This window comes from Xanthomonas arboricola pv. juglandis, from assembly GCF_905367715.1.
Classification (GTDB): domain Bacteria; phylum Pseudomonadota; class Gammaproteobacteria; order Xanthomonadales; family Xanthomonadaceae; genus Xanthomonas; species Xanthomonas arboricola.
The window spans coordinates 2,555,077-2,577,393 of sequence record NZ_HG999362.1 but is presented as its reverse complement, the minus strand read 5'-3'; the positions used below and the strand labels follow the sequence as shown (position 1 = coordinate 2,577,393).

Below are 22,317 nucleotides of genomic sequence, written 5' to 3'. Positions count from 1 at the left end.
GCTTGGTTGCAGGGTCCTTGCCCACGCACCGTCGCGGGACACGCCGCAAGTACATCCATGTAGGCTCTTATGCGGCACCCATGCCGCGTAAGGTCCCGCGACGGTGGCTGAGCAAGGACCAATCAAGATGGTCGGTGTGCCCGTGCGAGCAGTGCATGCAGCGGCGTGCTAGTGATGGTGTAAGGCATCGCTGCTCAACTGAACACCGCGACTTCGCTCAATCACACCGCGACATCATGCGATTCGGTTATCTCGTTTCTTCAATTCTTCCTGCTTTCCAGAGCGCGCACGCATGACCACCACAACCTCTGCAGATTTCGTCGTCGCCATTCCCGCACGCTACGCTTCCACGCGCTTGCCGGGCAAGCCGCTGCAGTTGATCGGCGATCGCCCGATGATCCAGCATGTGGCTGAGCGGGCGCTGCTGGCCGGTGCGCGTGAGGTCTGGGTGGCCACCGACGATGCACGCATTGCCGAGGTGATCGAAGGCCTTTCCGGCGTGCATGTGGCAATGACCGGTAACGAACATGTATCGGGCACCGACCGGCTTGCCGAATGCGCGCGGATTGCCGGCTGGGAAGCCGATACCTGCGTGGTGAACCTGCAGGGCGACGAGCCGTTCGCGCCTGCCGCCGGCATCCGTGCGGTGGCCGAGCTGCTGCTGCACTCCGGCGCCGAAATGGCCACGCTGGCCGCACAGGTCGACAGCGCGCACGAGCTGTTCGATCCGAACGTGGTCAAGCTGGTGCGTAACGCAGCTGGCGACGCCTTGTACTTCAGCCGCGCGCCGATTCCCTGGCATCGCGACAGCTTCGCCAGTCAGCGCGACAGCTTGCCCAGTGACGGGCAATGGCTGCGCCACATCGGGATCTACGCCTACCGCGCAGGATTTCTGCAGCGCTTTGCGGCAATGCCGCCCGGGATGCTGGAGCGCATCGAGTCGCTGGAACAATTGCGCGTGATGGAGGCCGGCTACCGCATCGCGGTGGCGTTGACGCCCGAACAGTTTCCGCCGGGCATCGATACGCCGGACGATCTGGCGCGCGCGCAAACCCGCATGGCAGCGGCATGAGGGTGCTGATCGTGTGTCTGGGCAATATCTGCCGCTCGCCAATGGGCGAGGGCGCCCTGCGTGCGCGGCTGGACGAGGCGCGGTTGTCGCGGCGGATCGAGGTCGATTCCGCCGGCACCGGCGACTGGCATGCCGGCGATCCGCCGGACCCACGCGCGATTCGCTGCGCACGCGGCCATGGCGTGGACATCTCCGGGTTGCGCGCGCGCCAGGTGCGCGGCGCCGACTTCGAACACTTCGACTGGTTGCTGTGCGCCGATGGCAGCAATCTGCGCGATCTGCAACGCCTCGCCCCGGCGCCGCTGCGCGACAAGGTCGCGCTCTGGCTGCCCTGGGCCGGTGTGGAAGAGCGTGACGATATCCCCGACCCCTACACCGGTGACATGGACGATTTCGAGCGTGCCTGGCAGCTGGTCGATACCGCTGCGCGCCAGACCGTGGCCAGACTCACCCGCAGCTAATCGGGCTTGGGCATAATTACGGTATGACTGCCCAGCTTACCCAGGAATTGCCGGAATTTCCTACCTGGCTTAATGCCAGGCCATCCACCCTGCAGGAGCATCGCGGGCGGGCGCTGGTGCTGGCATTCGTCAATGCCAGCTCGGTGTGGTGCGCCGAGCGCCTGGCCGAGCTGGCGCAGTTCCAGGCGCGCAGCCCCGGCCGGCTGCAGGTGATCGTGGTGCAGGTGCCGCGCTTCGACAGCGAACGCGAGCCGCAACGTGCGCTCAAGCAGCTGCGCGGCCATGGCGTCAGTGCGCCCATCTTGCTCGACAGGGACTGGGAGACCTGGCGCCGTTTCGGCATCGACTCCTGGCCGACGCTGGTGCTGCTCGATGCCTACGGCCGCGAGCGTCAGCGCCTGGTCGGCGTGACCGGCGATCTCGACAAGGCGCTGGTCGCCCTGTGCGAAGGCCAGCAGCCGCCATCGGACGCCGACCTGCATGGGATGGCCGAGCGCGATCCCGAGCCGCGCCTGGAGCTGCGGTTTCCAACCGGCCTGGCCGCCACCGAGGACCGCCTGTACATCGCCGACACCGGCCATCACCGCGTGCTCGAATGCACCCATGGCGGCCGCGTGCTGCGCCAGTTCGGCCACGGTAATGCGGACTTCATCGATGGTGGCATCGGTGAGGCGGCGTTCCGGCGTCCGCAAGGCCTGGCGCTGGAGCGCGACCAGCTGTATGTCGCCGACACCGGCAATCACGCCCTGCGTCGCATCAACCTGCGCAGTGGGCAGGTCGACACCTTGTGCGGCACCGGGCGCTCCGGCGAGCCGGTTGAGGGGCCGCTGGCGTTCGCAGGTGCCTCGGCGCTGAACTATCCGCAAGGTCTGGCCGTGGCCGACAATCAGGTGTTGATCGCCATGGCGGGCGACAACCGCATCTGGAGCTATGACCTGGGCCGCGCCGCATTGAGCGCACGCGCCGGTACCGGTGCGCTCGAGATTCGCGATGGCAGCGGGCACTTGGCCGCATTTGCACAGCCGGCCGGCCTGGCCGCGGTGCAGCAGGTGGCCTACATCTGCGATGGCCTGGGCTCGTCGATCCGCACCATGCAATTGCGTGGCGATCTGGTGCAGACCCTGGTCGGCGGGCAGGGCACCTGGCAGTTCGGCGACGAGGACGGCCCGCGCGGCACTGCGCGGCTGCAGTTTCCGCAAGCCATCGCGCTGGCGGCCGATTCGCCGATGCTGTGGATCGCCGACACCGGCAACGGCCGCCTGCGCTGCCTGCGTCTGGGTGGCGGCGAACTGACCACGGTCGCGCTGCCACGCCGCCTGCATGGCCCGGCCGGGCTGGCGGTCGCCGCCGGCGCGGTGTGGATTGCCGAGACCGATGCCCATGCCGTGTTGCGTTACGACCTGGCGAGCGGCGAACTGCGCGATGTTTCGATAGAAGAATGAACGCAAGGCCCCAATCCGATTTCGATGGAAAGGCGTTTGCTGCGCAACTGAGCACTGCGCCCGGCGTCTACCGCATGTACGCGGGCGACGACACCTTGCTGTATGTCGGCAAGGCCGGTGCATTGCGCAAGCGCGTGGGCAGCTATTTCAACGGCACGCCGAAGAATGCGCGGCTGACCTCGATGCTGTCACAGGTCGCGCGGATGGACGTCACCGTGACCCGCAGCGAGGCCGAAGCGCTGCTGCTGGAAAATCAGCTGATCAAGTCGCTGTCGCCGCGCTACAACGTGTCGCTGCGCGACGACAAGAGTTATCCCTACGTGCTGCTGACCCGTGAGCAGTGGCCGCGCATCGCCTTACATCGTGGCCCGCGTGCCGTGCAGGGGCGCTACTTTGGCCCGTACACCGGCGTTACCGGCGTGCGCGAAACGCTGAGCCTGATGCACAAGCTGTTCAAGCTGCGCAGTTGCGAAGACAGCGTGTTCCGCAATCGCTCGCGGCCGTGCCTGCAATACCAGATCGGCCGCTGCAGCGCGCCCTGCGTCGAGCTGGTTGCCGCGCCCGATTACGCCGAATCGGTACGCCGCGCCACCATGTTTCTGGAAGGCAAGAGCGACCAGCTCGGCGAAGAGATCATGCAGTCGATGCAGCAGGCCAGCGAGGCGCTGGAGTTCGAGCGCGCCGCACGCCTGCGCGATCTGCTGTCCTCGTTGCGCAGCATGCAGAACCGCCAGTACGTGGACGGCCGCGCGGCGGATCTGGACGTGCTGGCCTGCGCCACGCAAGCCAGCCAGGCCTGCGTACTGCTGCTGAGTTTTCGCGACGGCCGAAACCTGGGCACGCGTTCGTTCTTCCCCAAGACCAATGGCGAAGACAGCGCGGACGAAATCCTGGCTGCGTTCGTGTCGCAGTACTACGCCGAACATTCGCCGCCACGCGAGATCCTGCTCGATCGCGAAATTCCCGATGCCGAGCTGATCGAAGCTGCACTCAGCACCGCCGCCGAATACAAGGTGACGTTGAAGTGGAACGTGCGCGGCGAGCGTGCCGGCTATCTGTTGCTGGCGACACGCAACGCACAGCTGACCCTGGTCACCGAACTCACCAGCCAGAGCGCGCAGCACGCACGCAGCGAGGCATTGCGCGAGATGCTGGGGCTGGCCGAGCAGGTCAAGCGGGTGGAGTGCTTTGACATCAGCCACACCATGGGCGAGGCGACGGTGGCCTCGTGCGTGGTGTTCGATGCCAGCGGTCCGGTGCGCGGCCAATACCGGCGCTTCAATATTTCCGGGATCACGCCGGGCGACGACTACGCCGCGATGCGTCAGGCCATCGAACGGCGTTTTCGACGCGCGGTGGAAGAAAACGGCGTGCTGCCGGATGTGCTGCTGATCGACGGTGGCGCCGGTCAGCTCGCACAGGCGAAGGGCGCGCTGGCCGATCTGGGCATCGAGAATGTGCTGCTGGTCGGCGTGGCCAAGGGTGAGGAGCGCAGGGCAGGGCACGAGGCGCTGATCATGGCCGACGGCCGCGAACTGCGGCCGGGTGCGGCATCGCCGGCACTGCAGTTCATCCAGCAGGTGCGCGACGAAGCGCACCGCTTTGCGATCACCGGTCACCGCGGTCGCCGCCAGAAGGCGCGCATGACCAGCAAGCTCGAGGATATCCCCGGCATCGGTCCGCGCCGACGCGCGAGCCTGCTCAAGCATTTCGGTGGCCTGGTCGGGCTCAAGGCCGCCGGCGAGGCCGAGATTGCGCGGGTGGAGGGCGTCAATGCCGCACTTGCCGCGCGAATCTACGCTAACCTGCACGGGCTGGCGCTTCCCGATGCGGCAGGCGAGTCGAGTCCGTAATGAAGTTGACCATCCCCACGTGGCTGACACTGCTGAGGATCGTGATGATCCCGGTGTTGGTCGTGGTGTTCTACCTGCCGTACACCTGGACCAATTTCGCCTCCGCCGGCGTGTTCGCGCTGGCTGCCATTACCGACTGGCTGGATGGCTGGGTCGCGCGGCGTTATCACCAGTATTCGGCCTTCGGCGCGTTCCTGGACCCGGTGGCCGACAAGCTGATGGTCGCAGTGGCATTGTTCCTGATCGTGCAGGGACACCCCACGCCGTGGATGGCGTTCTGGGCGGCGGTCATCGTCGGCCGTGAAATCGCGGTATCCGCATTGCGGGAATGGATGGCCGAAATCGGCCAGCGTGCCAAGGTGCGGGTGGCGGTGATCGGCAAGGTCAAGACCACCGCACAGATGGTCGCGCTGCTGTGTCTGCTGTATTCGGTGACGCCTGGGCAGATGCCCACGCATGAAATCTGGTTCGGCAACCTGATTTTCCGCGCCGGTTACTGGACGCTGGCGATCGCCGCATTGCTGACGCTGTGGTCCGGATTCCAGTATCTGCAGGCCGCCTGGCCGAGCCTGCGCGCCGATGAAAAAGCCGCGATCACCAGCAAACCGAAAAAAGTCGAAAGCAATAGTTGACAGCGATGCTGTTCGCTGTAGAATTTCGCCTCCCAAGCGGGAATAGCTCAGTTGGTAGAGCGCAACCTTGCCAAGGTTGAGGTCGCGAGTTCGAGTCTCGTTTCCCGCTCCAGATGTAGACAAGGCCCCTTGCCGGAGGTCTCGTTGTTTCAAGGCAGGATGCCTTGGGTTTGATGTTTCGGCCTGGTGGTAGAGTGGTTATGCAGCGGACTGCAAATCCGCGTACGCCGGTTCAATTCCGGCCCAGGCCTCCACATTGCATGCGTTGTTTCATGCGTCGGTAACGACGACAGGACTGGCGCAACGAAGTAACAAGCTGTACAATTTTGCTCCACGCGGGAATAGCTCAGTTGGTAGAGCGCAACCTTGCCAAGGTTGAGGTCGCGAGTTCGAGTCTCGTTTCCCGCTCCAAATTCGAACCCTGTATATCGAACGATATATAGGGTTTTTTATTGGCCGATGCTGGTGTCGGGCTAGCATTTGAGGAGGGCAACTATTGGCCTTCTTCTCGCTGACGTAGGGCAGCGTGCTTGATGCCAGATGTGCATTGCGCTTGGTGCACCGCTGGCGCCAGGACGTCTGTCGTAAACAAGATCGCATCGTTGTGCGTGGCACTGCGTGGATGCTGCGGTTGGTGCTCTCCAGACGCACGGAGGGGCACCGCGGCCTGCATCGCTGTGCAATGGCGCGCCGCTTCATCTCATTCAGAGCAGGTCTTGGCATCGCTGACCATGTCTACCGCAGCCGTGATCACCAATCTGCTCGCGCTGCTCCACCTCAGCCTGCGCGGCGCTGAGGATTGCGGTGATGTCCGAGAGAGGGGAGCGGGCTGAGGGCGCGCCACGCATTTGTAAGCGCGACGCGGAGGCTGGACTGCGTAATGCGAGAGCGCTGCAACCTCGCAGCGGGCAAGGTCTGCCTGCGCGTCGATGGCCTTGTGCGATTTGCAGTGCCATCAGAGCGTGCCCGGGGCGGGAATCGAACCCGCATAGCCTTGCAGCTGAGGGATTTTAAGTCCCTTGCGTCTACCAGTTTCGCCACCCGGGCATTGCGATAGCGTGCCTGATTGCGCGCCGATTGTGAATCGCCGCGTCGCCGGTTCGCCGCACTGATGACCGGATGGCTGCCTGCGCTATGCTCCCACCGCGCAGGCGCGCAGCAACCGGCTGCGCACGATCGAAGGAACCGCATGTCCAGCACCACGCTACTCGCTCCGCCGCAGGCCCGCATCGCCGTGATTGGGTTGGGCTATGTCGGCCTTCCGTTGGCCGTTGCATTCGGCGAGCAACGCGATACGTTGGGCTTCGACATCGATGCGCAGCGGGTCGCGCAGCTGCGCGACGGTCACGACGCCACGCTGGAGCTGGACGACACCGAGCTGGCTGCCGCCACCCGGTTGCGCTACACCGCGAATGCTGCGGACCTGGCTACGTGCAGCATCTTCATCGTCACCGTGCCGACGCCGATCGACAGCTTCGAGCAGCCCGACCTGGAACCGCTGCGCAGTGCCACCACGCTGATCGCCGCTGCGCTCAAACCCGGCGACCTGGTGATCTACGAATCCACCGTTTACCCGGGCACCACCGAAGAAGTCTGCGTGCCCTTGCTCGAAGCCGCATCGGGGCTGCGTTTCAACGACGACTTCTTCTGTGGCTACAGCCCCGAGCGCGTCAATCCGGGTGACCGCCAGCGGCGTCTGCGCGATATCCGCAAGATCACCTCCGGCTCCACCGCAGAAGCCGCCGATGCGGTCGACGCGCTGTACACCAGCATCATCACTGCCGGCACCTGGCGGGCGCCGTCGATGCGCGTGGCCGAGGCCGCCAAGGTGGTGGAAAACATCCAGCGCGACGTCAATATCGCACTGGTCAACGAGCTGGCCTTGATCTTCGACAAGCTGGGTATCGATACGTTGGACGTGCTGGAAGCCGCCGGAACCAAGTGGAATTTCCTGCCGTTCCGCCCCGGCCTGGTCGGTGGTCACTGCATCGGGGTGGATCCGTATTACCTGATGCACAAATCCGAAAGCGTGGGCTATCACCCGGACCTGATCCACACCGCGCGCCAGGTCAACAACCGCGTCGGCCGGCACGTGGCCGAGCGCGTCTGCGGCATGCTGGCCACGCGTGGCGTGGTGCTTGCGCAGGCGAGGGTGCTGGTGCTGGGCGCCACCTTCAAGGAGAACTGCCCGGACCTGCGCAACAGCCGCGCGGTGGAACTGGTGCAGCTGCTGCAAGCCGCGGGCGTGCAGGTCGACACCTGCGACCCGTGGGCCGACCCCGCAGAAGCGCTGCAACATGCCGGCGTGCAGTTGTGCGAGCTTGCGGACGAAGGTGCGTACGACGCCGTCGTGCTGGCAGTCGCGCATGCGCAATACCGCGACTACGACACCCGGCGCATCGCCGCGCTGGGCAAACAGGGTGCGGTGATTTACGACGTCAAATCGGTGTGGCCGCGCGAGGCGGTCAGCGATCGTCTGTAACGCGGCCGGGCTGCTGCAGCCACTGCACCGCGCCATGCGCGGCACGTAATCCGCTGGCGAAGCAGGCAGTCAGCAGATAGCCGCCTGTCGGTGCTTCCCAGTCGAGCATCTCGCCGGCACAGAACACGCCAGGCCGCGCGCGCGCCATCAGCTGCGCATCCAGCGCCTCCAGCTGCACGCCGCCGGCCGAGCTGATTGCCTCGGCAAGCGGGCGCGGTCGCAACAGGCGTAACGGCAAGCGTTTGAGCGTATGCGCCACCAGCGCAAGATCGTCGCCCGCCTGTTTGCCCAGGTGTTCGTAGAGCAAAGCGGCCTTGACGCCGTCGATGCCGACCTGCCGGCGCAGATGCTCGCTGAAACTGCGTCCCTTGCGCGGTTTTTCCAGTTCGGCGCTGACGCGTTCCAGCGAGCGTCCCGGGAGTAGGTCCAGGCCCAGCTCGGCGACGCCATCGGCATCGATCTGCGCGCGCAGATCCGCAGCCAGCGCATAGATCAGGCTGCCCTCTATGCCGGTGGACGTCGCAACGCACTCGCCCTGCAACTGATGCGGCGTGCCATCGCGATCCTGCCAGTGCGCGACCACGGGCTTGAGCGGCGCACCGGCATGCCGCTGCACAAAATGCGCGCTCCAGGCGATGTCGAAGCCGCAGTTGGCCGGCACCAGCGGCGCCACCGCAATGCCGTGATCCTGCAGCACGCCTTGCCAGCGACCATCGGAGCCGAGCTGCGGCCAGCTGCCGCCACCGAGCGCCAGCACCACGACATCTGCGGTGCGTTCGACATCACCGGTGGGCGAGTGGAAACGCAAGGCACCGTCATCACTCCAACCAAGCCAACGATGCTGCACATGAAACACAACGCCCTGTTCCTTGAGTCGGCGCACCCAGCCACGCAGCAGCGGCGCGGCCTTGCGATCCATCGGGAACACGCGCCCCGAGCTGCCGACATAGGTCTCCACGCCCAGATCGCGCGCCCAGGCGCGCAGCGCGTCCGCATCGAACTGCTGCAGCCACGATGCGACGGCCTCGCTGCGCTCGCGATAGCGTTGCGCAAACAACAGCATCGGATCGGAGTGGGTGAGGTTCAAGCCGCCCTTGCCGGCGATCAGGAACTTGCGCCCCACCGAACCCTTGGCTTCGTACAGGTCGACCGCAAGGCCTGCCGCACACGCCACCTCTGCCGCCATCAGGCCGGCCGGCCCACCACCGATGATGGCCAGCCGCCGCTTGCTCGCATCCGTCATTGCTCAGCCCTTCAGTGCGGCTGCACGCCGAGCAATTCCACATCGAACACCAGCGATGCGCCGGGTGGGATCACGCCGCCAGCGCCGTTGTCGCCATAGCCGTACTCGGGCGGAATCATCAAGCTGCGCTTGCCGCCCACACGCATGCCGGCCACGCCCTCGTCCCAGCCGCGGATCACCTGATGGCCGCCCAGCACGAACTGGAACGGCTCGGCGCGGTCGAGCGAGCTGTCGAACTTCTTGCCATGCTTGTCGGCGGCTTTTTCGTCGTACAGCCAGCCGGTGTAGTGCACGGTGACCAACGCGCCCGGTGTGGCTTCGGCACCAGTGCCGATGTTGCGGTCGATCCGCTCGAACGTGGCGATGGTGCCGCCGGACGGCGGCAGAGCAGGCGCACAGCCCGCGAGCAGCAGGGCAGCACAAAGCGTCAACAGAAGGCGCATGGGATGGTCCAGCAAAGGGAGTGCGTCATTATCGCACCTGGCTCCCGGTATCATCGCGCCCATGGCCAAGCTGCTGCTCAATCTGCGCAATGTTCCCGATGACGAAGCCGACGAGGTGCGGGCGCTGATGCGCGAGCATCTGGTGCAGATCTACGAAACCCGGCCCAGCAACTGGGGCATCTCCGCCGGCGGCATCTGGCTCAGTGACGATGCCGATTACCCGCGCGCCAAGGCGCTGATGGATGCGTATCAGGCCCAGCGCGGCGCTGTGGCGCGTGCGCAGCGCCAGGATGCGCTCGCTGCCGGCACGGCCGAAACCTTTGGCGCGCTGCTGCGCAAGCGGCCGTTGTTCGTGATCGCCACGTTGATCGGCATGCTGGTCGTCGCCTCGCTGGTCCTGCTGCCGTTCCTGCTGTTGCGCGGCTGATCGCACCTGCGGCCGCATCGGCTTAAAATGGCCGCATGATCACCAATACCGCTGCCTACCAATTCGTCACCATCCAGGACCCGCAGTCGCTCGCCGACAGCGTCCTGGCACACGCCGGGCAGCAGGCCTTGATGGGATCGGTGCTGGTGGCCGAAGAGGGGATCAACCTGTTTCTGGCCGGCGAAGCCGAGCAGATCGACACGTTCTATGCGTGGCTGCAGGCCGATGCGCGTTTTGCGCAGATGCGCATCAAGTACAGCCTGAGCGCGCTGCAGCCGTTTGCGCGGCTCAAGGTGAAGGTCAAGCCGGAGATCATCAGCTTTCGTCGCGACGATGCCTCGCCGCTGCAGGGCCGTGCGCCGGCGGTGACGCCCGCCACGCTGCGCGAGTGGATGCGGGCAGGGCGCGATGATCGCGGCCGCCCGTTGGTGCTGCTGGACACGCGCAATGCCCAGGAAGTGGCATACGGCACGTTCCAGGGCGCGTTGACGCTGCCGATCGACAAGTTCACCGACCTGCCGGCAGCGCTGGAAGCACATCGCGCTGCGTTGGCCGACGCCACCGTGGTCAGCTTCTGCACCGGCGGCATTCGTTGCGAGAAGGTGGCGCTGTGGATGCAGGCCGATGGCATGGACAACGTGCTGCAGCTCGAGGGCGGCATCCTCGGCTACTTCGAAGAGGTTGGGGGCGAAGGCTACGATGGCCGCTGCTTCGTGTTCGACGAACGCGTTGCACTCGATGCGCAATTGCGCCCATTGGTGGATGCCGAGCGCAGCACCGAAGCAGGAAAAATCTGACCGAGCGCGAGTGAAATGCCCGATGTTCGCGTATTGGGCGCGCTCGCATCATCCGATCACGCCGCGATAGTGCATGCAATGCCTACCATGACACGCGGCGGCAGAGTACTTCGCGCTCTGACTCGAACGTAATACGTCGCATCGAGCTTGCCCTGAATTATTCACGGAGATAGGCTGCACCAGCCAGCCGCACAGCGAGGACAACAAGGATGACCATCAGAGTTTTTCTGATCGACGATCATGCACTCGTGCGTACCGGCATGAAGATGATCCTGTCCAAGGAAGTGGACATCGATGTGGTGGGAGAAGCAGAGAGCGGGGAAGCGGCCTTGCCGCAAATTCGTCAGCTCAAGCCCGAGATCGTGCTGTGCGATCTGCACCTGCCCGGTGTCAGCGGCCTGGAAATCACCGAGCGCATCGTCAAGGGCGATTACGGCACCCGCGTCATCATCGTCTCGGTGCTGGAAGATGGCCCATTGCCCAAGCGTCTGCTCGAAGCCGGCGCATCGGGGTATGTCGGCAAGGGCGGCGATGCGCAGGAGTTGCTGCGCGCAGTGCGCGAAGTCGCACTGGGCCGGCGCTATCTTGGCAATACCATTGCGCAGAATCTGGCCCTGTCCAACCTGGAAGGCGGCAGCTCGCCCTTCGACGCGCTATCGCCGCGCGAACTGGAGGTTGCCCTGTTGCTGACCCAGGGCCTGCGCCAGGAAGATATCGCTAAGCGCCTGAACCTCAGTGCCAAGACCATCAACACGCATAAGGCGCGCCTGTTCGAGAAGGTCGGCATCCAGGACAACATCGCCCTGGCGCGTCTGGCCAATCAGTACGGTCTGACCGATCCGGCGCGTACCTTGTAAGCCACGCCCTCGGGTTTCGATCTTGCAGATGCAGCAGTCAGATGCTGCTGCACAACGAGCGGATGAAAAGAGCATGCACGCTGTTCTGCGCGGGAGAAGCACTCCTGGGTCCCGAACGCGCGTGTTCGCTTCGGCATTTAATGCCCGAGAGGCGCTTTGCTTGCGACGGCTGCCGATGATGACCTGTCGTTACAGCGCGGTGCGCCGCGCCATTGGAGCAGGCTGATCGAATCGGTTTGAACGCCGCTGCATTCGATGACGAGCGGTTGCCGATGCGTAGCAGCGGACATTTCGGTTTGCTGGCGTGGATGCAGTTACGGCGTAGGGCCATGATGGTGCTGGCTTCTGCCTGAGTCGCGACATTGGCAACAGCAGCTCCGGCGCTCGTTGATGCGGTGGGAACAGTGCCCGGGACAAGCGCGACTGCGAGCGCAGCAACCGTCTCGTTGCGATCCCTGCAAAGCCTGGTCATCCAGCATCGGCATGACACTGCCGCACGCAAAAGCAAGGCGGCCCGAAGGCCGCCTTGTTTGACACTACCCGCCTGGATTCACGCAGGCGGGTTCAACCGGCTGGGAAACGATCAGTGATCGCCACGCGGCTTGTTGGTGTCGTCCTGCTGTTCCTGCGCGTCATCGCCATTGCGCGCTGCATCTGCCGGCTTTGCTGCCTCGGACACGACGACCGTCGGCTTCGGCTTGTCGGCAGTGTGCTCGTTGGCGTCTGCAGACAGCACGGGTGCGACCGCTGCAGGCCGCTCAGGTGCCTTGTACGGCACCGGCGTTTCGGCCTGCGTCGATGTCGCGGTCGCTGCTGTTGCGTCGGTCGGAGCCAATGCGTCAAGCAGCGTGGTCTGCACAGGAGCGTACGGCTTGCGTGCCGGCGCAGCGTCGGCAGACGGCGAGGTCTGCGGCACCGTGGCGGTGGACGTCGCGGCAACATCGGCTGCCGGGCTTGCTGCCGTTGACGGCTCGGCATGCGGCGGCTTGGATGTCACGACGACGCCCGCCTGCGCGCTGGAAGGCGCAGCAGCGACCGGCTTGGGCACACTGACGGCTGCCGGCGCTGGGTCGGTTTTCACCGGCTCCGCTTGCGATGCTGTCGTGGCTGCCACCGGTGCTGCCTGTTCCTGCCGAGCAACCGCAGGTGCTGTAGCGTCGGCCGATGCCGGCGGCACCGAGGTTGACTGCACAGCCGGCTCGGGCGAACGCACGGCCGAAGGAGCAGCACGCTCGACCGGCTGAGCTGCAGGAGCCGGAGCCGCGGCTGGCGTCGCGACCGGAGCCGAGGCGGCAACCGATGGCGAGGCAGCAGACGGAGCCGGAGCGGTAACCGGGGCCTGAGCCGGCGAGCTCGCCGAGTCCTGCGCAACAACCGGAGCCTGCGGCGCTTGCGGGGTCGTCGATGCAGCGGCAGAAGCCTGCGCAGCCGGTGCCGATGCAGCCGGCGCCGCGTTGCTGGCCGGTGCGCTTGCAGCCGGTGCCGGAGAGGCCGCCGATGTGTCGCCACGTGCGTGTTCGGCTGCGGTGACTGCCGGAGCTGCAGCCTGCTGCTCGAACGACGGCGTGGCATTGGAAACCGGCGCCGTGGTCGACGTTGTGTCAGCCGCCAGCGGTGCTTCCGCACGCTCCTTCGGGACCGGGCGCGGCTTCACTGCGGCCGGAGTGCTGAACTCCGGCTTGGCGCGTGCCGATACCGCGGGCGTGCTCGCGTCGTCGTCGAAGTCGAACTCCGGTTGACCGGCGCGCGGGGCAGCCGAGGTGTGGGCCTGCGCACCGGCTTCGTCGTTCTCGTTGTCGCCATCGAGATCGCCGTCGGCGTCGCCGTCCAGATCGTCCGTCTCCAGACCATCGACGCCGGTACCGCCTTCACCGTTTGCGCCAGCGCCACGACGGCGACGACGGCCACCGCGACGACCGCGACGACGACGGCTGCCGCCTTCGCCATTTGCCGCATCATCGCCTGCTGCCTCCGGTGCCTGGCCCTCCGCATTGGCGTCGGTACCGCGATCGGTATGCGACTCGGTCACGATGACCTCGACCGGATGCGCCGGGGTGGCCGCCGCTGCTGCCACCGGCGTTGCCGGGGCTGCGGTGTCGGCAATTGCCGCGACCACGGTTGCAGTCGTTGCGGTTGCAGCAGTCGAGGTCAGCGTCTGCGCCGAAGCAGTGCCTTCTTCCTGACGCGCAGGGCGCTGCTGCCGCTCGGGCGGCGCGCCGTCCTGCTGCTGCGCAGCTGCACGCGGCGGGCGCGGTGCCTGGTTCTGCGGCTTCTGCTTCTGCTGCTGGGGCTGCTGCGGCTGCTTGGGCTGTTGCTGTGCCTCGTTGCGCGGCGGCTTGGGCACCTGCACCTGCTGCGCCTGACCGCCGTTTTGTGCAGCCTGGCCATTGGCCGGCTGACGGCGCTCGTCACGACGCTCCTTGTTGGCACCATTGCCGTTGCCGTTACCGCCATTGCCGCGGTGCTGATTGCCACCGTTGCCGCCGTTGCGGGCATCGCGGCCGTCGCGACGCTGGCCGCCACGATCGCCACGCTCGTTGCGGCTGCTGCGGCCGGCATCGTTCTGACGCGGACGCTGGGTCGACTCGGGCGCAGGCGCAACCGGCTCGACGCCGCCGAAGATGCGCTTCAGCCAGCCGACCACGCCGGTCACCGGCGCGGGAAGCGGCAGTGGCGCGACCGGAGCCGGTGCAGGTGCAGCGGCGACCGGGGCAGGGGCCTCCTCACGCAGCGGAGCCGGCTGGCTCGGCTTGATCGAGGTCACTGCCGGCGCAGCCGGGATATTCAACTGTGCCTTGGTCAGCGCATGCACCGGCAGCTTGCGCGGGGTACCGCGCTGGTAGCTCGGCTTGCCGCTGTCTTCGCCCAGCTCGTTCTCACGCAGACGCGTGACTTCGTAGTGCGGGGTGTGCAGCTGCTCGTCGGCAACGATGATGATCGGCGACTCGTGACGCTGCTCGATCTCGCGCAGCGCGCTGCGCTTTTCGTTGAGCAGGTAGTTGGCGATCTCCACCGGGGCCTGGACCAGCACCTGTCCGGTGTTTTCCTTCATGGCGTGCTCTTCGGCCACGCGGATGATCGACAGCGACAGCGACTCGACGCTGCGCATGCGGCCATGGCCGTCGCAACGCGGGCACACGATCTGGCTGGATTCGCCCAGGCTCGGGCGCAGGCGCTGGCGGCTCATTTCCATCAGACCGAAGCGCGAGATGCGGCCCAGCTGCACGCGTGCGCGGTCGTACTTGAGCGCGTTCTGCAGCTTGTTTTCGACTTCGCGCTGGTGCTTGGTCGAGGCCATGTCGATGAAGTCGATCACCACCAGGCCGCCCAGGTCGCGCAGGCGCAACTGGCGGGCCACTTCCTCGGCCGCTTCCAGATTGGTCTGGAAGGCGGTCTCTTCGATGTCGCTGCCCTTGGTGGCGCGCGAGGAGTTCACGTCGACGGCGGTCAGCGCTTCGGTCTGATCGACCACGATCGAGCCGCCCGACGGCAGGCGCACATTGCGCTCGTAGGCGCCTTCGATCTGCGATTCGATCTGGAAGCGGTTGAACAGCGGGATGTCGTCGGTGTAATGCTTGAGCTTGCGCAGGCTCTGCGGCATCACCTGCTGCATGAATTCCTGGGCGTCGGCGTACAGCTCCGGCGTATCGACCAGGATTTCGCCGATGTCGGCGCGCAGGTAGTCGCGCAGGGCGCGGATGATCAGGCGCGATTCCTGGTAGATCAGGAACGCGGCCGGCTTGCTCAGCGCCGCCTCGGCGATCGCCTTCCAGGTCTGCAGCAGGTAGTCCAGATCCCACTGCAGTTCTTCGGCGTCACGGCCGACACCCGCGGTGCGGATGATCACGCCCATGTCGTCGGGGATGTCGAGCTTGTCCAGCGCTTCCTTCAGCGCGGCACGGTCTTCGCCTTCGATCCGGCGCGAGACGCCACCGGCGCTGGGCGAATTGGGCATCAGCACCATGTAGCGGCCGGCCAGTGAGATGAACGTGGTCAGGGCGGCGCCCTTGTTGCCACGCTCTTCCTTGTCGACCTGCACCACGATTTCCTGGCCCTCGCGCAGCAACTCGCGGATGGTCGACTTGTTGTGGTCGACACCAGCCTGGAAATAGTCGCGGGAGATTTCCTTCAGCGGCAGGAAGCCATGGCGCTCGGCGCCATAGTCGACGAACGCCGCCTCCAGCGAGGGCTCGAGCCGGGTGATACGGCCCTTGTAGATGTTGGACTTCTTTTGTTCCTTGGACGGCTGTTCGATGTCGATGTCGTACAGGGTCTGGCCGTCCACAATCGCCACGCGCAGCTCTTCGGCCTGCGTTGCGTTGATCAGCATTCGCTTCATTGTTGCGTTCCTCTCGCGCTCTACCGCGCGGAACGCCGTGACGTTTCGCCTCTGGAACAGCTTGTCGGCCCTTCGCGCAACGCGCGGACAGGCCTGACCAGGGTTTCCAGCGCTGCAACACCACGGCAGGCCGCGGGAGCGCTTGTCTTAAGTTTTATAGGTGTTTCAGGGCCGGCAGCCGCGTCCGGACGAACCGGGGCAGCGCACGGGACATGTTCAGCGCGACGGTCAAAAACCGCCGGCGATGGCCGGGTAGGCCGGTGAGCCGCTAACATGGCCGCCCCGGGGGCGGTGGTCGCGCACTGTGCCGGAATCATCGGAAGGCAGGCTTCTGGCCAATCAACTTCCAACGAAATCAAACCCTTATCTCGCTCGCCGAGTGTAACAGAATAAAGAGCCGGATGACCGACCCCCAGACCCCCAAGCCGCCCACCGACCGTGTGGGCGTGCGCATTCTCAAAGTTCCGGAAGACCGTGCTGGGCAGCGGCTGGACAATTTCCTGCTCGGCCAGCTCAAGGGCGCGCCACGCAGCCTGATCTACAAGCTAGTGCGCAGCGGCCAGGTGCGGGTGAACGGTGGGCGGGCCAAGGCCGAGCGCAAGCTCGAGGGTGGCGAGGAAGTGCGGATCCCGCCGGTGCGCGTTGCCGAGGAGGGCGACAAGGCGGCGCCACCGGCATCGTTCCTGGCGCGGCTGGAAGCGGCGATCGTGTTCGAGGACGCGCGCCTGCTGGCGCTCAACAAGCCGTCCGGGGTCGCCAGCCACGGCGGCAGCGGGATCAGCTTCGGCGCCATCGAAACCCTGCGCGCCCTGCGCCCGAACCAGACCCTGGAGCTGGTGCACCGGCTCGACCGCGATACCTCCGGCCTGCTGATTGTGGCGAAGAAGCGTTCGGCACTGACCGAGCTGCAGGCCTTGATGCGCGAGGACGACCGTGTCGAAGGCCGCGGCATCACCAAGCGCTATCTGACCTTATTGGTAGGCCGCATGCCGGACGGGGTGATGACGGTCGATGCGCCGCTGCACATCGGGCTGCGCCAGGGTGGCGAGCGGCATGTGCAGGTCAATGCGATCGGCAAGCCCTCGCTGAGCCACTTCAAGCTGCTGGAGCGACGCGGCGGGCACTCCTATTGCGAAGTCCGTATCGAAACCGGCCGCACCCACCAGATCCGCGTGCACGCCCAGCACCTGGGTCACCCGGTGGCCGGCGACGACAAGTACGGCGAAGCGGAGGTCAACAAGCGCCTGCGCGACCAGCTCGGCCTGAAGCGCCTGTTCCTGCACGCCGCTTCGCTGGAATTTGCGCTGGATGCCGGCAAGACGCCCTATGTGTTGAGCGCGCCGCTGGCACCGGAGCTGGCCGAGGCATTGGACCGGCTAGGGCGCTGAGGCCGCCGTTGCGCTGCGGCGACGCTTCCATCCTGGTCGAGGCCGCCAGCGCGTCGCCGACGCGTCCTGGCGGTCGGCGAGATGGTCGTCGTGCCGGCGCTGCGGCTGCGGTTCGGTCGTGCGTTAAGGCGTGGCGAAGCGGAACAACACCAGGCTGATCGCCAGCGTGCCCATGCCGGCCACCAGGCCGTAAACCGTCTCGTGGCCCTGCGCGTAGCGCTTGGCCGCCGGCAACAATTCGTCCAGCGCCAAGAACACCATCACCCCGGAAATCAGGCCGAAGACCGTGCCGAACACCGCTTCTGACAGCACGCTGGACAAGGCCAGATAGCCGATGCCGGCGCCGATCGGTTCGGCCAGTCCGCTGAGCAGGCTGGCGCCAAAGGCGTAGAACTTGTTGCGGGTGGCGAAGTACACCGGCACCGCAATCGCGATCCCCTCGGGAATGTTGTGGATGGCGATGGCGAACGCGAGCGGCATGCCGACCGCAGGGCTTTCCAGCGTGGCGAAGAAGGTCGCCAGGCCTTCGGGGAAATTGTGCGCGGTGATGGCGATGGCGGTCATCAAGCCGACCCGGCGGATATAGGCACGGTTGTCGTCGCGGAACAGCGGATCGTCGCTGGACAGGCTCTGGTGCGGGTTGGGCACCAGGCGGTCGATCACCATGATCAGCAGCATGCCGGCCAGAAACGCCAGCGTGCCGAAGGTGAAGCCGAGCTTGTCGTTGTAGGCGTTGGAGAACGAGGCGATCGACTTGTTGAGAATCTCCGACAGCGACACATACACCATCGCGCCGCCGGCGAATGCCAGCCCGAATGCCAGCAGGCGCGGGTTGGGCTTCTTGGAGAACACGACCATCAGGCTGCCGAGTCCGGTCGCCAGGCCAGCGGCCAGCGTGACCGCAAATGCGGTCCAGACATTGTGGGATGACACTTCGAGCATGTGACGCACGACCTCGTGGAATAGAACGTACTCGGCGGGGAGCGTGGCGACTGCTGCTGCGCACTTTGCGCATGACCACACTGCGGCTGCAGGATGGCCATGCCTGGATGACGAAGGCGTGGTGTCTGGCGCGATAACCCTGACGCGTGCACGCTGGCATCAGGCGCGCACCGTGGGTAGCTGGAGCTGATGCAGGCCGTTCGCCGTGCTCAGTCTTGCGCGCTGCGCGCCGGCGCGTTGCCGCGGCCGTACGCGCAACACATCAAAGGCGGCTTAGCCGCCTCGACGCGCACGCTCTTCGATGGCGAAGCACTCGTCCGGGCGCGGCACCGGCGGCTTGAACGCGACCGGCACCTGGATCGTCTGCGGCACTGCCTGGCCATTGCGCGTGGCGGCCCGGAATTTCCATTCGCGCACGCGGCTTTGCGCGGCTTCGTCCAGCACCGGCTGACCGCTGCTTTGCGATACCGAGACGTCGGTCGGGGTGCCTTCGACACCGACCACGACCCGAAGCACCGAGGTGCCGCCGATGCCGGCACAGGCCAGCTGCGGCGAGTATTCCGGCGGCGGGGTCTTCAAGGCGGCCAGTTCGGTCGGTGCCACCGCCGGTGCGGAGGGCTGCTGCGACGACTTGCCACACCCGCTGATGCCGACGGCAAGGAACAGGCCGGCGAGGGCAGCGCGAGACAGGGTCATGGGGTGGCTCCTTGATCGTAAAGCTGGGCGGTCTTGGCCGCACAGATGAAGTCGTTTTCGCTCAATCCGCCAACGTCGTGGGTGGAATAGCGCACCACCACGCGGTCGTAATGCACGCCCAGGTCGGGGTGGTGGTCTTCGCGGTGGGCGATCCAGGCCAGCGCGTTGACGAAGGCCAGCGTGCGGTAATAGTCGGCAAAGCGGAATGTGCGGGTGATTGCCGTGCCCACTTCGGCCAGCTCCCAGCCCGGCACCTGCGGCAGCAGTTCAGCCAGACGCGCTTCGCCGAGCTTGTGGTCGCTGCCCTTGCGCGGCAGGCAATGGGCCTGTTCCAGGGGAATCAGATCGGTCATGACAGTCTCGCAGGGGTGGCGGACAGCGCGTTCACTCAGGATCACGGTGTTCCATGAGCGCAGGCGCATTGAGCGGTAGAATAACCCGCATGATCCAGATATCCGACAAAGCCCAAACCTATTTCCGCAAGCTCATCGAACGCGAGGGCGTGCCCGGCATGGGCGTGCGCCTGAGCGCGGTGGATGCGGGCACCCCGCGCGCCGACGCCCGGCTGGAGTTCGCCGAACCGGCGGACCTGAGCGGCGACGAATGGGCGATCGACTGCGACGGCTTCACCTTATATATCGTCGCCGCCAGCGTGCCCTGGGTGGATGGCGCCGAGATCGACTACGTCACCCAGTCCACCGGCAACCAGCAGCTCACCATCAAGGCACCCAAGATCAAGGGCGAAGCGCCGGCCGAGTCCGCATCGATGGTGGAGCGCGTGCGCTGGGTGGTGGAGAACGAGATCAACCCGCAGCTGGCGTCGCATGGCGGCCGTGTGGCGGTACAGGAGGTCTCGGCAGAGGGTGTCGTGCTGCTGCGCTTCGGCGGCGGTTGCCACGGCTGCGGCATGGCCGATGTGACCTTGAAGCAGGGCATCGAGAAGACCCTGATGGGGCGCGTGCCCGGCGTCATTGCGGTGCACGACGCGACCGACCACGCCACCGGCGACGCGCCGTATATCCCGCGCGACAGCGCGGCCTGATTCCGCGCCACCGGTGACCACGGCCGCCGATCTGCTGCAGGCACTGCGCGCGCGCATGCCGGGCAAGCTCATCCTGGATCGGCGCACCGGCCTGCCTTACGGCTGGGCAAGCTGGATGAGCAGCCGCATCGGGCCGGCGGCTGCGTTCGACGATGACCAGGTGATGGGCGTGCTGCTGGCACGGCCAGCGCCGCCGGCAGGTGCTGGCGTGGCGTTGTTGTCGCCGTTCCAGGCATTTCGCAGCCTGTGGTGGCAGCACTGGGAGCCGCGGCCGAAAGACCAGCGGCCACAACACTGGCTGGCGCTGCTCGGCAGCCTGTTGATCCATCTTGGCTTCATCGCACTGCTCGTTTGGGTGGTCACGGTGCGCTGGGCGCCGGATGACACCAAGACCGGCGACGAATCGCGGGTGCGCATGACCTTCATTGGCGACGGTGCGGCAGAGCAGGGCGGTGGGCAAGGGCAGCCCACTGACGCTGCGCAGGCCGCCTCGGGCGATGCGGCTTCGGCGTCACAATCCAGTGAGTCCGCTGCGACCGGCAGGCCAAGCGCAGCGCCGTCGGTGCCTGCGCCTGTCGAGTCCGTCGACCCTCCTTCAAGCACAGCCCAGGCCCAGGACATCGCGCCGGAACCAGTGGCTGCCGCTCCCAGCGAACCGGTGGCTCCAGAGGTGCCACGCGTGACCGTACAGGTGCCGCCGGTGACGATCGAATCGCCGCTACAGGTCACCGAAACACCGGTGGCCACGAACGACTTTGTCGTGCCGCCGCCGCCCACGATCACGCTCGCTCCGCGTCCGGTCGCGCCGGCCGCACCGCAGATCGAGGTGCGTCAGCGCGATATCCAGACCGTGACCGAGCAGCCGCAGCTGCGCGAATTGCAGCGTCCCGCAGCGACCGTCGCGATGCGCACTGCCAACGCACCGACGGTGCGCGAGCGGGAAATCGTCGTTCCGGACCGGCCCCAGGTCGTTGCGCCATCGGTGCGCAGCCGCGAGATCACGCCGACTGTGCGCATGCCTGACGTGGCCATTCGAACGACCGAGTTGCCAAGCGTGCCGGATCCCGCGCCGCAACCGGCACCGGCCGGGCCAGCCCAGCAGACGCCGGCGACTCCAGCGCCGACATCGTCGACGTCGGTAGCTGCGGCAACGCAACCATCGGCGGCGTCCACGCAGCCCAATCAGGCACAGGCGAATTTGGCGCGATCGGCGCAACCCAGCAGCACTACGGCGGCAGCCGCATCGGCAGCCAAGCCGGCGACCAGCAATGCCGGCCCGGCGCCAGCAGATCGCAGCGGCGGCTGGGATGTTGCGGCCAATGCAGACGACTGGAGTAAATCCGACCGTCGTCGCGCCGGTGAAGCCACAGGCGCCAATGGAACACGCAATGGCATGTTCAACGCAGACGGCAGCGTTCACGTCGCCGCCGGAGCCGGCGATGCCGGCAACGGCGCCGGTGATCGAGGACCGCCAGGCAGCGAAACCGATACCTGGACCCGCGACCAGATCGCCCAGGGCGGCACCTGGCTCAAGCGTCCGCCGTACGGCTACACGCCGACCTCGCTGGACAAGTACTGGATGCCGAACCAGTCGCTGCTGCAGGAGTGGGTACGGCGCGGCCTGAAGAAGATCGAAATCCCGATCCCGGGCACGACCACCAAGATCAGTTGTGTGGTGTCGTTGCTGCAGTTCGGCGGCGGCTGCGGCCTGAGCGACCCGAATCTCAACGATCAACCCGCAACAGCCAGACCGCCGCCGGATGTGCCGTTCAAGCGGGAGCTGCAGGAAGACAACGGGGCTGTGAGGTAGTCGGCTGCTAAGCTGATTCTGACATAATATACATTATGCGAAATAAGCTCTTGGGGCGGCGCGGGCTCGGCTGCGCTGGATCTGGCTTTGGATCAAGACTTGCTTGCCGAACCGTTGTAAGTTTTTTAAATTCGTGTCCTTTTTGCTCGGATCGTGCCCCTCATTGATTTGCAAGGACTTTTTCTCTCCCGCGGGACACGATCCTAAGTAAAGCCTGGGTGCTCTCCGCGCAGTCAGCACGACACCATGCCTTGCTTGGCATCAGGTGGACGCCGCACTCTTCGATGGTCCACCGACGCACTCTGAGTATCCATTTAACGCAGTCAAGGGGGCCTATGGTTCCGGGGACGCAGTAATGAGTGTCTGGTTTTCCCAGTCGCGTACTCTGAGG

Annotated in this window: 18 protein-coding genes and 4 tRNA genes; 15 read left to right on the top strand and 7 right to left on the bottom strand. The window is 65.9% G+C overall.

Annotated features, from left to right (window positions below):
* Positions 1-292 precede the first annotated feature (292 nt).
* From kdsB to KHN93_RS11180, 8 genes are all read left to right on the top strand, one after another.
* Positions 293-1,072, top strand: a complete 780-nt coding sequence (gene kdsB / locus KHN93_RS11215; protein ID WP_211920111.1) for a 3-deoxy-manno-octulosonate cytidylyltransferase — start codon at positions 293-295, stop codon at positions 1,070-1,072.
* On the top strand, positions 1,069-1,533 hold the full coding sequence (locus KHN93_RS11210) for a low molecular weight protein-tyrosine-phosphatase (RefSeq protein WP_024938676.1): 465 nt from the start codon (positions 1,069-1,071) through the stop codon (positions 1,531-1,533). The genes kdsB and KHN93_RS11210 overlap by 4 nt, the downstream gene beginning before the upstream one ends.
* A 23-nt stretch (positions 1,534-1,556) precedes the next feature.
* Positions 1,557-2,975, top strand: a complete 1,419-nt coding sequence (locus KHN93_RS11205; RefSeq protein WP_211913910.1) for a hypothetical protein — start codon at positions 1,557-1,559, stop codon at positions 2,973-2,975.
* The gene (gene uvrC, locus KHN93_RS11200) at positions 2,972-4,828 is read left to right on the top strand and encodes an excinuclease ABC subunit UvrC (protein WP_047125315.1); all 1,857 of its coding nucleotides are present in this window, start codon (positions 2,972-2,974) and stop codon (positions 4,826-4,828) included. Before KHN93_RS11205 ends, uvrC begins: the two co-directional genes overlap by 4 nt.
* Positions 4,828-5,460: a CDP-diacylglycerol--glycerol-3-phosphate 3-phosphatidyltransferase gene (pgsA, locus tag KHN93_RS11195; RefSeq protein ID WP_016902574.1), complete on the top strand. Its 633-nt coding sequence runs from the start codon at positions 4,828-4,830 to the stop codon at positions 5,458-5,460. The genes uvrC and pgsA overlap by 1 nt, the downstream gene beginning before the upstream one ends.
* A 36-nt stretch (positions 5,461-5,496) precedes the next feature.
* Positions 5,497-5,572: transfer RNA gene (locus KHN93_RS11190), tRNA-Gly, on the top strand.
* A gap of 68 nt (positions 5,573-5,640) precedes the next feature.
* Positions 5,641-5,714 (top strand) — tRNA-Cys (locus KHN93_RS11185).
* Positions 5,715-5,795: 81 nt separating this feature from the next.
* Positions 5,796-5,871, top strand: a tRNA-Gly gene (locus tag KHN93_RS11180).
* A 552-nt stretch (positions 5,872-6,423) separates the two neighbouring features.
* On the opposite strand, the gene KHN93_RS11175 is transcribed toward KHN93_RS11180, so the two are convergent.
* Positions 6,424-6,507: transfer RNA gene (locus tag KHN93_RS11175), tRNA-Leu, on the bottom strand.
* 142 nt (positions 6,508-6,649) lie between these two features.
* Between KHN93_RS11175 and KHN93_RS11170 the strand changes: the two genes are divergently transcribed.
* Positions 6,650-7,942, top strand: a complete 1,293-nt coding sequence (locus KHN93_RS11170) for a nucleotide sugar dehydrogenase (protein ID WP_211920110.1) — start codon at positions 6,650-6,652, stop codon at positions 7,940-7,942.
* Here KHN93_RS11170 and KHN93_RS11165 read toward each other — a convergent pair.
* Together KHN93_RS11165 and KHN93_RS11160 are read right to left on the bottom strand one after the other, a co-directional pair.
* On the bottom strand, positions 7,926-9,185 hold the full coding sequence (locus KHN93_RS11165; protein ID WP_211920109.1) for a TIGR03862 family flavoprotein: 1,260 nt from the start codon (positions 9,183-9,185) through the stop codon (positions 7,926-7,928). The two genes, KHN93_RS11170 and KHN93_RS11165, sit on opposite strands and share 17 nt — an antisense overlap.
* A gap of 11 nt (positions 9,186-9,196) precedes the next feature.
* Complete coding sequence (locus tag KHN93_RS11160; protein WP_211920108.1) at positions 9,197-9,628, bottom strand: FKBP-type peptidyl-prolyl cis-trans isomerase; 432 nt, start codon at positions 9,626-9,628, stop codon at positions 9,197-9,199.
* A 61-nt stretch (positions 9,629-9,689) separates the two neighbouring features.
* Here KHN93_RS11160 and KHN93_RS11155 point away from each other — a divergent pair, with 61 nt between their 5' ends.
* From KHN93_RS11155 to KHN93_RS11145, 3 genes are all read left to right on the top strand, one after another.
* Positions 9,690-10,055, top strand: a complete 366-nt coding sequence (locus KHN93_RS11155) for a DUF6164 family protein (protein ID WP_039514436.1) — start codon at positions 9,690-9,692, stop codon at positions 10,053-10,055.
* Between the two features lie 35 nt (positions 10,056-10,090).
* A complete protein-coding gene (locus KHN93_RS11150) occupies positions 10,091-10,852 on the top strand; it encodes a sulfurtransferase (RefSeq protein WP_211920107.1) in 762 nt (253 codons plus the stop codon).
* A 209-nt stretch (positions 10,853-11,061) separates the two neighbouring features.
* Positions 11,062-11,709 (top strand): response regulator, encoded by a 648-nt coding sequence (locus KHN93_RS11145; RefSeq protein ID WP_016904564.1) that lies wholly within the window; start codon positions 11,062-11,064, stop codon positions 11,707-11,709.
* 583 nt (positions 11,710-12,292) lie between these two features.
* Here KHN93_RS11145 and KHN93_RS11140 read toward each other — a convergent pair.
* Positions 12,293-16,039 (bottom strand): Rne/Rng family ribonuclease, encoded by a 3,747-nt coding sequence (locus KHN93_RS11140; RefSeq protein WP_047128737.1) that lies wholly within the window; start codon positions 16,037-16,039, stop codon positions 12,293-12,295.
* A 410-nt stretch (positions 16,040-16,449) separates the two neighbouring features.
* On the opposite strand from KHN93_RS11140, the gene KHN93_RS11135 reads away from it, so the two are divergent.
* Complete coding sequence (locus KHN93_RS11135) at positions 16,450-17,436, top strand: RluA family pseudouridine synthase (protein WP_016904562.1); 987 nt, start codon at positions 16,450-16,452, stop codon at positions 17,434-17,436.
* Positions 17,437-17,559: 123 nt separating this feature from the next.
* Here the strand turns inward: KHN93_RS11135 and zupT are convergent, their stop codons facing one another.
* The 3 genes from zupT to KHN93_RS11120 form a co-directional block, all read right to left on the bottom strand.
* The gene (gene zupT / locus KHN93_RS11130; RefSeq protein ID WP_016904561.1) at positions 17,560-18,378 is read right to left on the bottom strand and encodes a zinc transporter ZupT; all 819 of its coding nucleotides are present in this window, start codon (positions 18,376-18,378) and stop codon (positions 17,560-17,562) included.
* Between the two features lie 273 nt (positions 18,379-18,651).
* On the bottom strand, positions 18,652-19,074 hold the full coding sequence (locus KHN93_RS11125) for an energy transducer TonB (RefSeq protein WP_126968909.1): 423 nt from the start codon (positions 19,072-19,074) through the stop codon (positions 18,652-18,654).
* Positions 19,071-19,427, bottom strand: a complete 357-nt coding sequence (locus KHN93_RS11120; RefSeq protein WP_039815276.1) for a 4a-hydroxytetrahydrobiopterin dehydratase — start codon at positions 19,425-19,427, stop codon at positions 19,071-19,073. The genes KHN93_RS11125 and KHN93_RS11120 overlap by 4 nt, the downstream gene beginning before the upstream one ends.
* Before the next feature lie 89 nt (positions 19,428-19,516).
* On the opposite strand from KHN93_RS11120, the gene KHN93_RS11115 reads away from it, so the two are divergent.
* Together KHN93_RS11115 and KHN93_RS11110 are read left to right on the top strand one after the other, a co-directional pair.
* Positions 19,517-20,116, top strand: coding sequence for an NfuA family Fe-S biogenesis protein (locus tag KHN93_RS11115; protein ID WP_211920106.1), 600 nt, complete (start codon positions 19,517-19,519; stop codon positions 20,114-20,116).
* Between the two features lie 13 nt (positions 20,117-20,129).
* Entirely contained in the window at positions 20,130-21,926 is a 1,797-nt protein-coding gene (locus tag KHN93_RS11110; RefSeq protein ID WP_211920105.1) for a transmembrane repetitive protein, read from the top strand.
* The last annotated feature ends 391 nt before the right edge of the window (positions 21,927-22,317 follow it).

What these genes read in the sequence shown, in the direction of transcription:
- KHN93_RS11160 (WP_211920108.1), bottom strand. Translation starts at nt 9,628, where the DNA reads ATGCGCCTTCTGTTGACGCTTTGTGCTGCCCTGCTGCTCGCGGGCTGT.
- KHN93_RS11150 (WP_211920107.1), top strand. Translation starts at nt 10,091, where the DNA reads ATGATCACCAATACCGCTGCCTACCAATTCGTCACCATCCAGGACCCG.
- KHN93_RS11125 (WP_126968909.1), bottom strand. Translation starts at nt 19,074, where the DNA reads ATGACCCTGTCTCGCGCTGCCCTCGCCGGCCTGTTCCTTGCCGTCGGC.
- KHN93_RS11205 (WP_211913910.1), top strand. Translation starts at nt 1,557, where the DNA reads ATGACTGCCCAGCTTACCCAGGAATTGCCGGAATTTCCTACCTGGCTT.
- KHN93_RS11140 (WP_047128737.1), bottom strand. Translation starts at nt 16,039, where the DNA reads ATGCTGATCAACGCAACGCAGGCCGAAGAGCTGCGCGTGGCGATTGTG.
- KHN93_RS11135 (WP_016904562.1), top strand. Translation starts at nt 16,450, where the DNA reads ATGACCGACCCCCAGACCCCCAAGCCGCCCACCGACCGTGTGGGCGTG.
- uvrC (WP_047125315.1), top strand. Translation starts at nt 2,972, where the DNA reads ATGAACGCAAGGCCCCAATCCGATTTCGATGGAAAGGCGTTTGCTGCG.
- KHN93_RS11210 (WP_024938676.1), top strand. Translation starts at nt 1,069, where the DNA reads ATGAGGGTGCTGATCGTGTGTCTGGGCAATATCTGCCGCTCGCCAATG.
- KHN93_RS11120 (WP_039815276.1), bottom strand. Translation starts at nt 19,427, where the DNA reads ATGACCGATCTGATTCCCCTGGAACAGGCCCATTGCCTGCCGCGCAAG.
- KHN93_RS11170 (WP_211920110.1), top strand. Translation starts at nt 6,650, where the DNA reads ATGTCCAGCACCACGCTACTCGCTCCGCCGCAGGCCCGCATCGCCGTG.
- zupT (WP_016904561.1), bottom strand. Translation starts at nt 18,378, where the DNA reads ATGCTCGAAGTGTCATCCCACAATGTCTGGACCGCATTTGCGGTCACG.
- KHN93_RS11145 (WP_016904564.1), top strand. Translation starts at nt 11,062, where the DNA reads ATGACCATCAGAGTTTTTCTGATCGACGATCATGCACTCGTGCGTACC.
- pgsA (WP_016902574.1), top strand. Translation starts at nt 4,828, where the DNA reads ATGAAGTTGACCATCCCCACGTGGCTGACACTGCTGAGGATCGTGATG.
- KHN93_RS11115 (WP_211920106.1), top strand. Translation starts at nt 19,517, where the DNA reads ATGATCCAGATATCCGACAAAGCCCAAACCTATTTCCGCAAGCTCATC.
- kdsB (WP_211920111.1), top strand. Translation starts at nt 293, where the DNA reads ATGACCACCACAACCTCTGCAGATTTCGTCGTCGCCATTCCCGCACGC.
- KHN93_RS11155 (WP_039514436.1), top strand. Translation starts at nt 9,690, where the DNA reads ATGGCCAAGCTGCTGCTCAATCTGCGCAATGTTCCCGATGACGAAGCC.
- KHN93_RS11165 (WP_211920109.1), bottom strand. Translation starts at nt 9,185, where the DNA reads ATGACGGATGCGAGCAAGCGGCGGCTGGCCATCATCGGTGGTGGGCCG.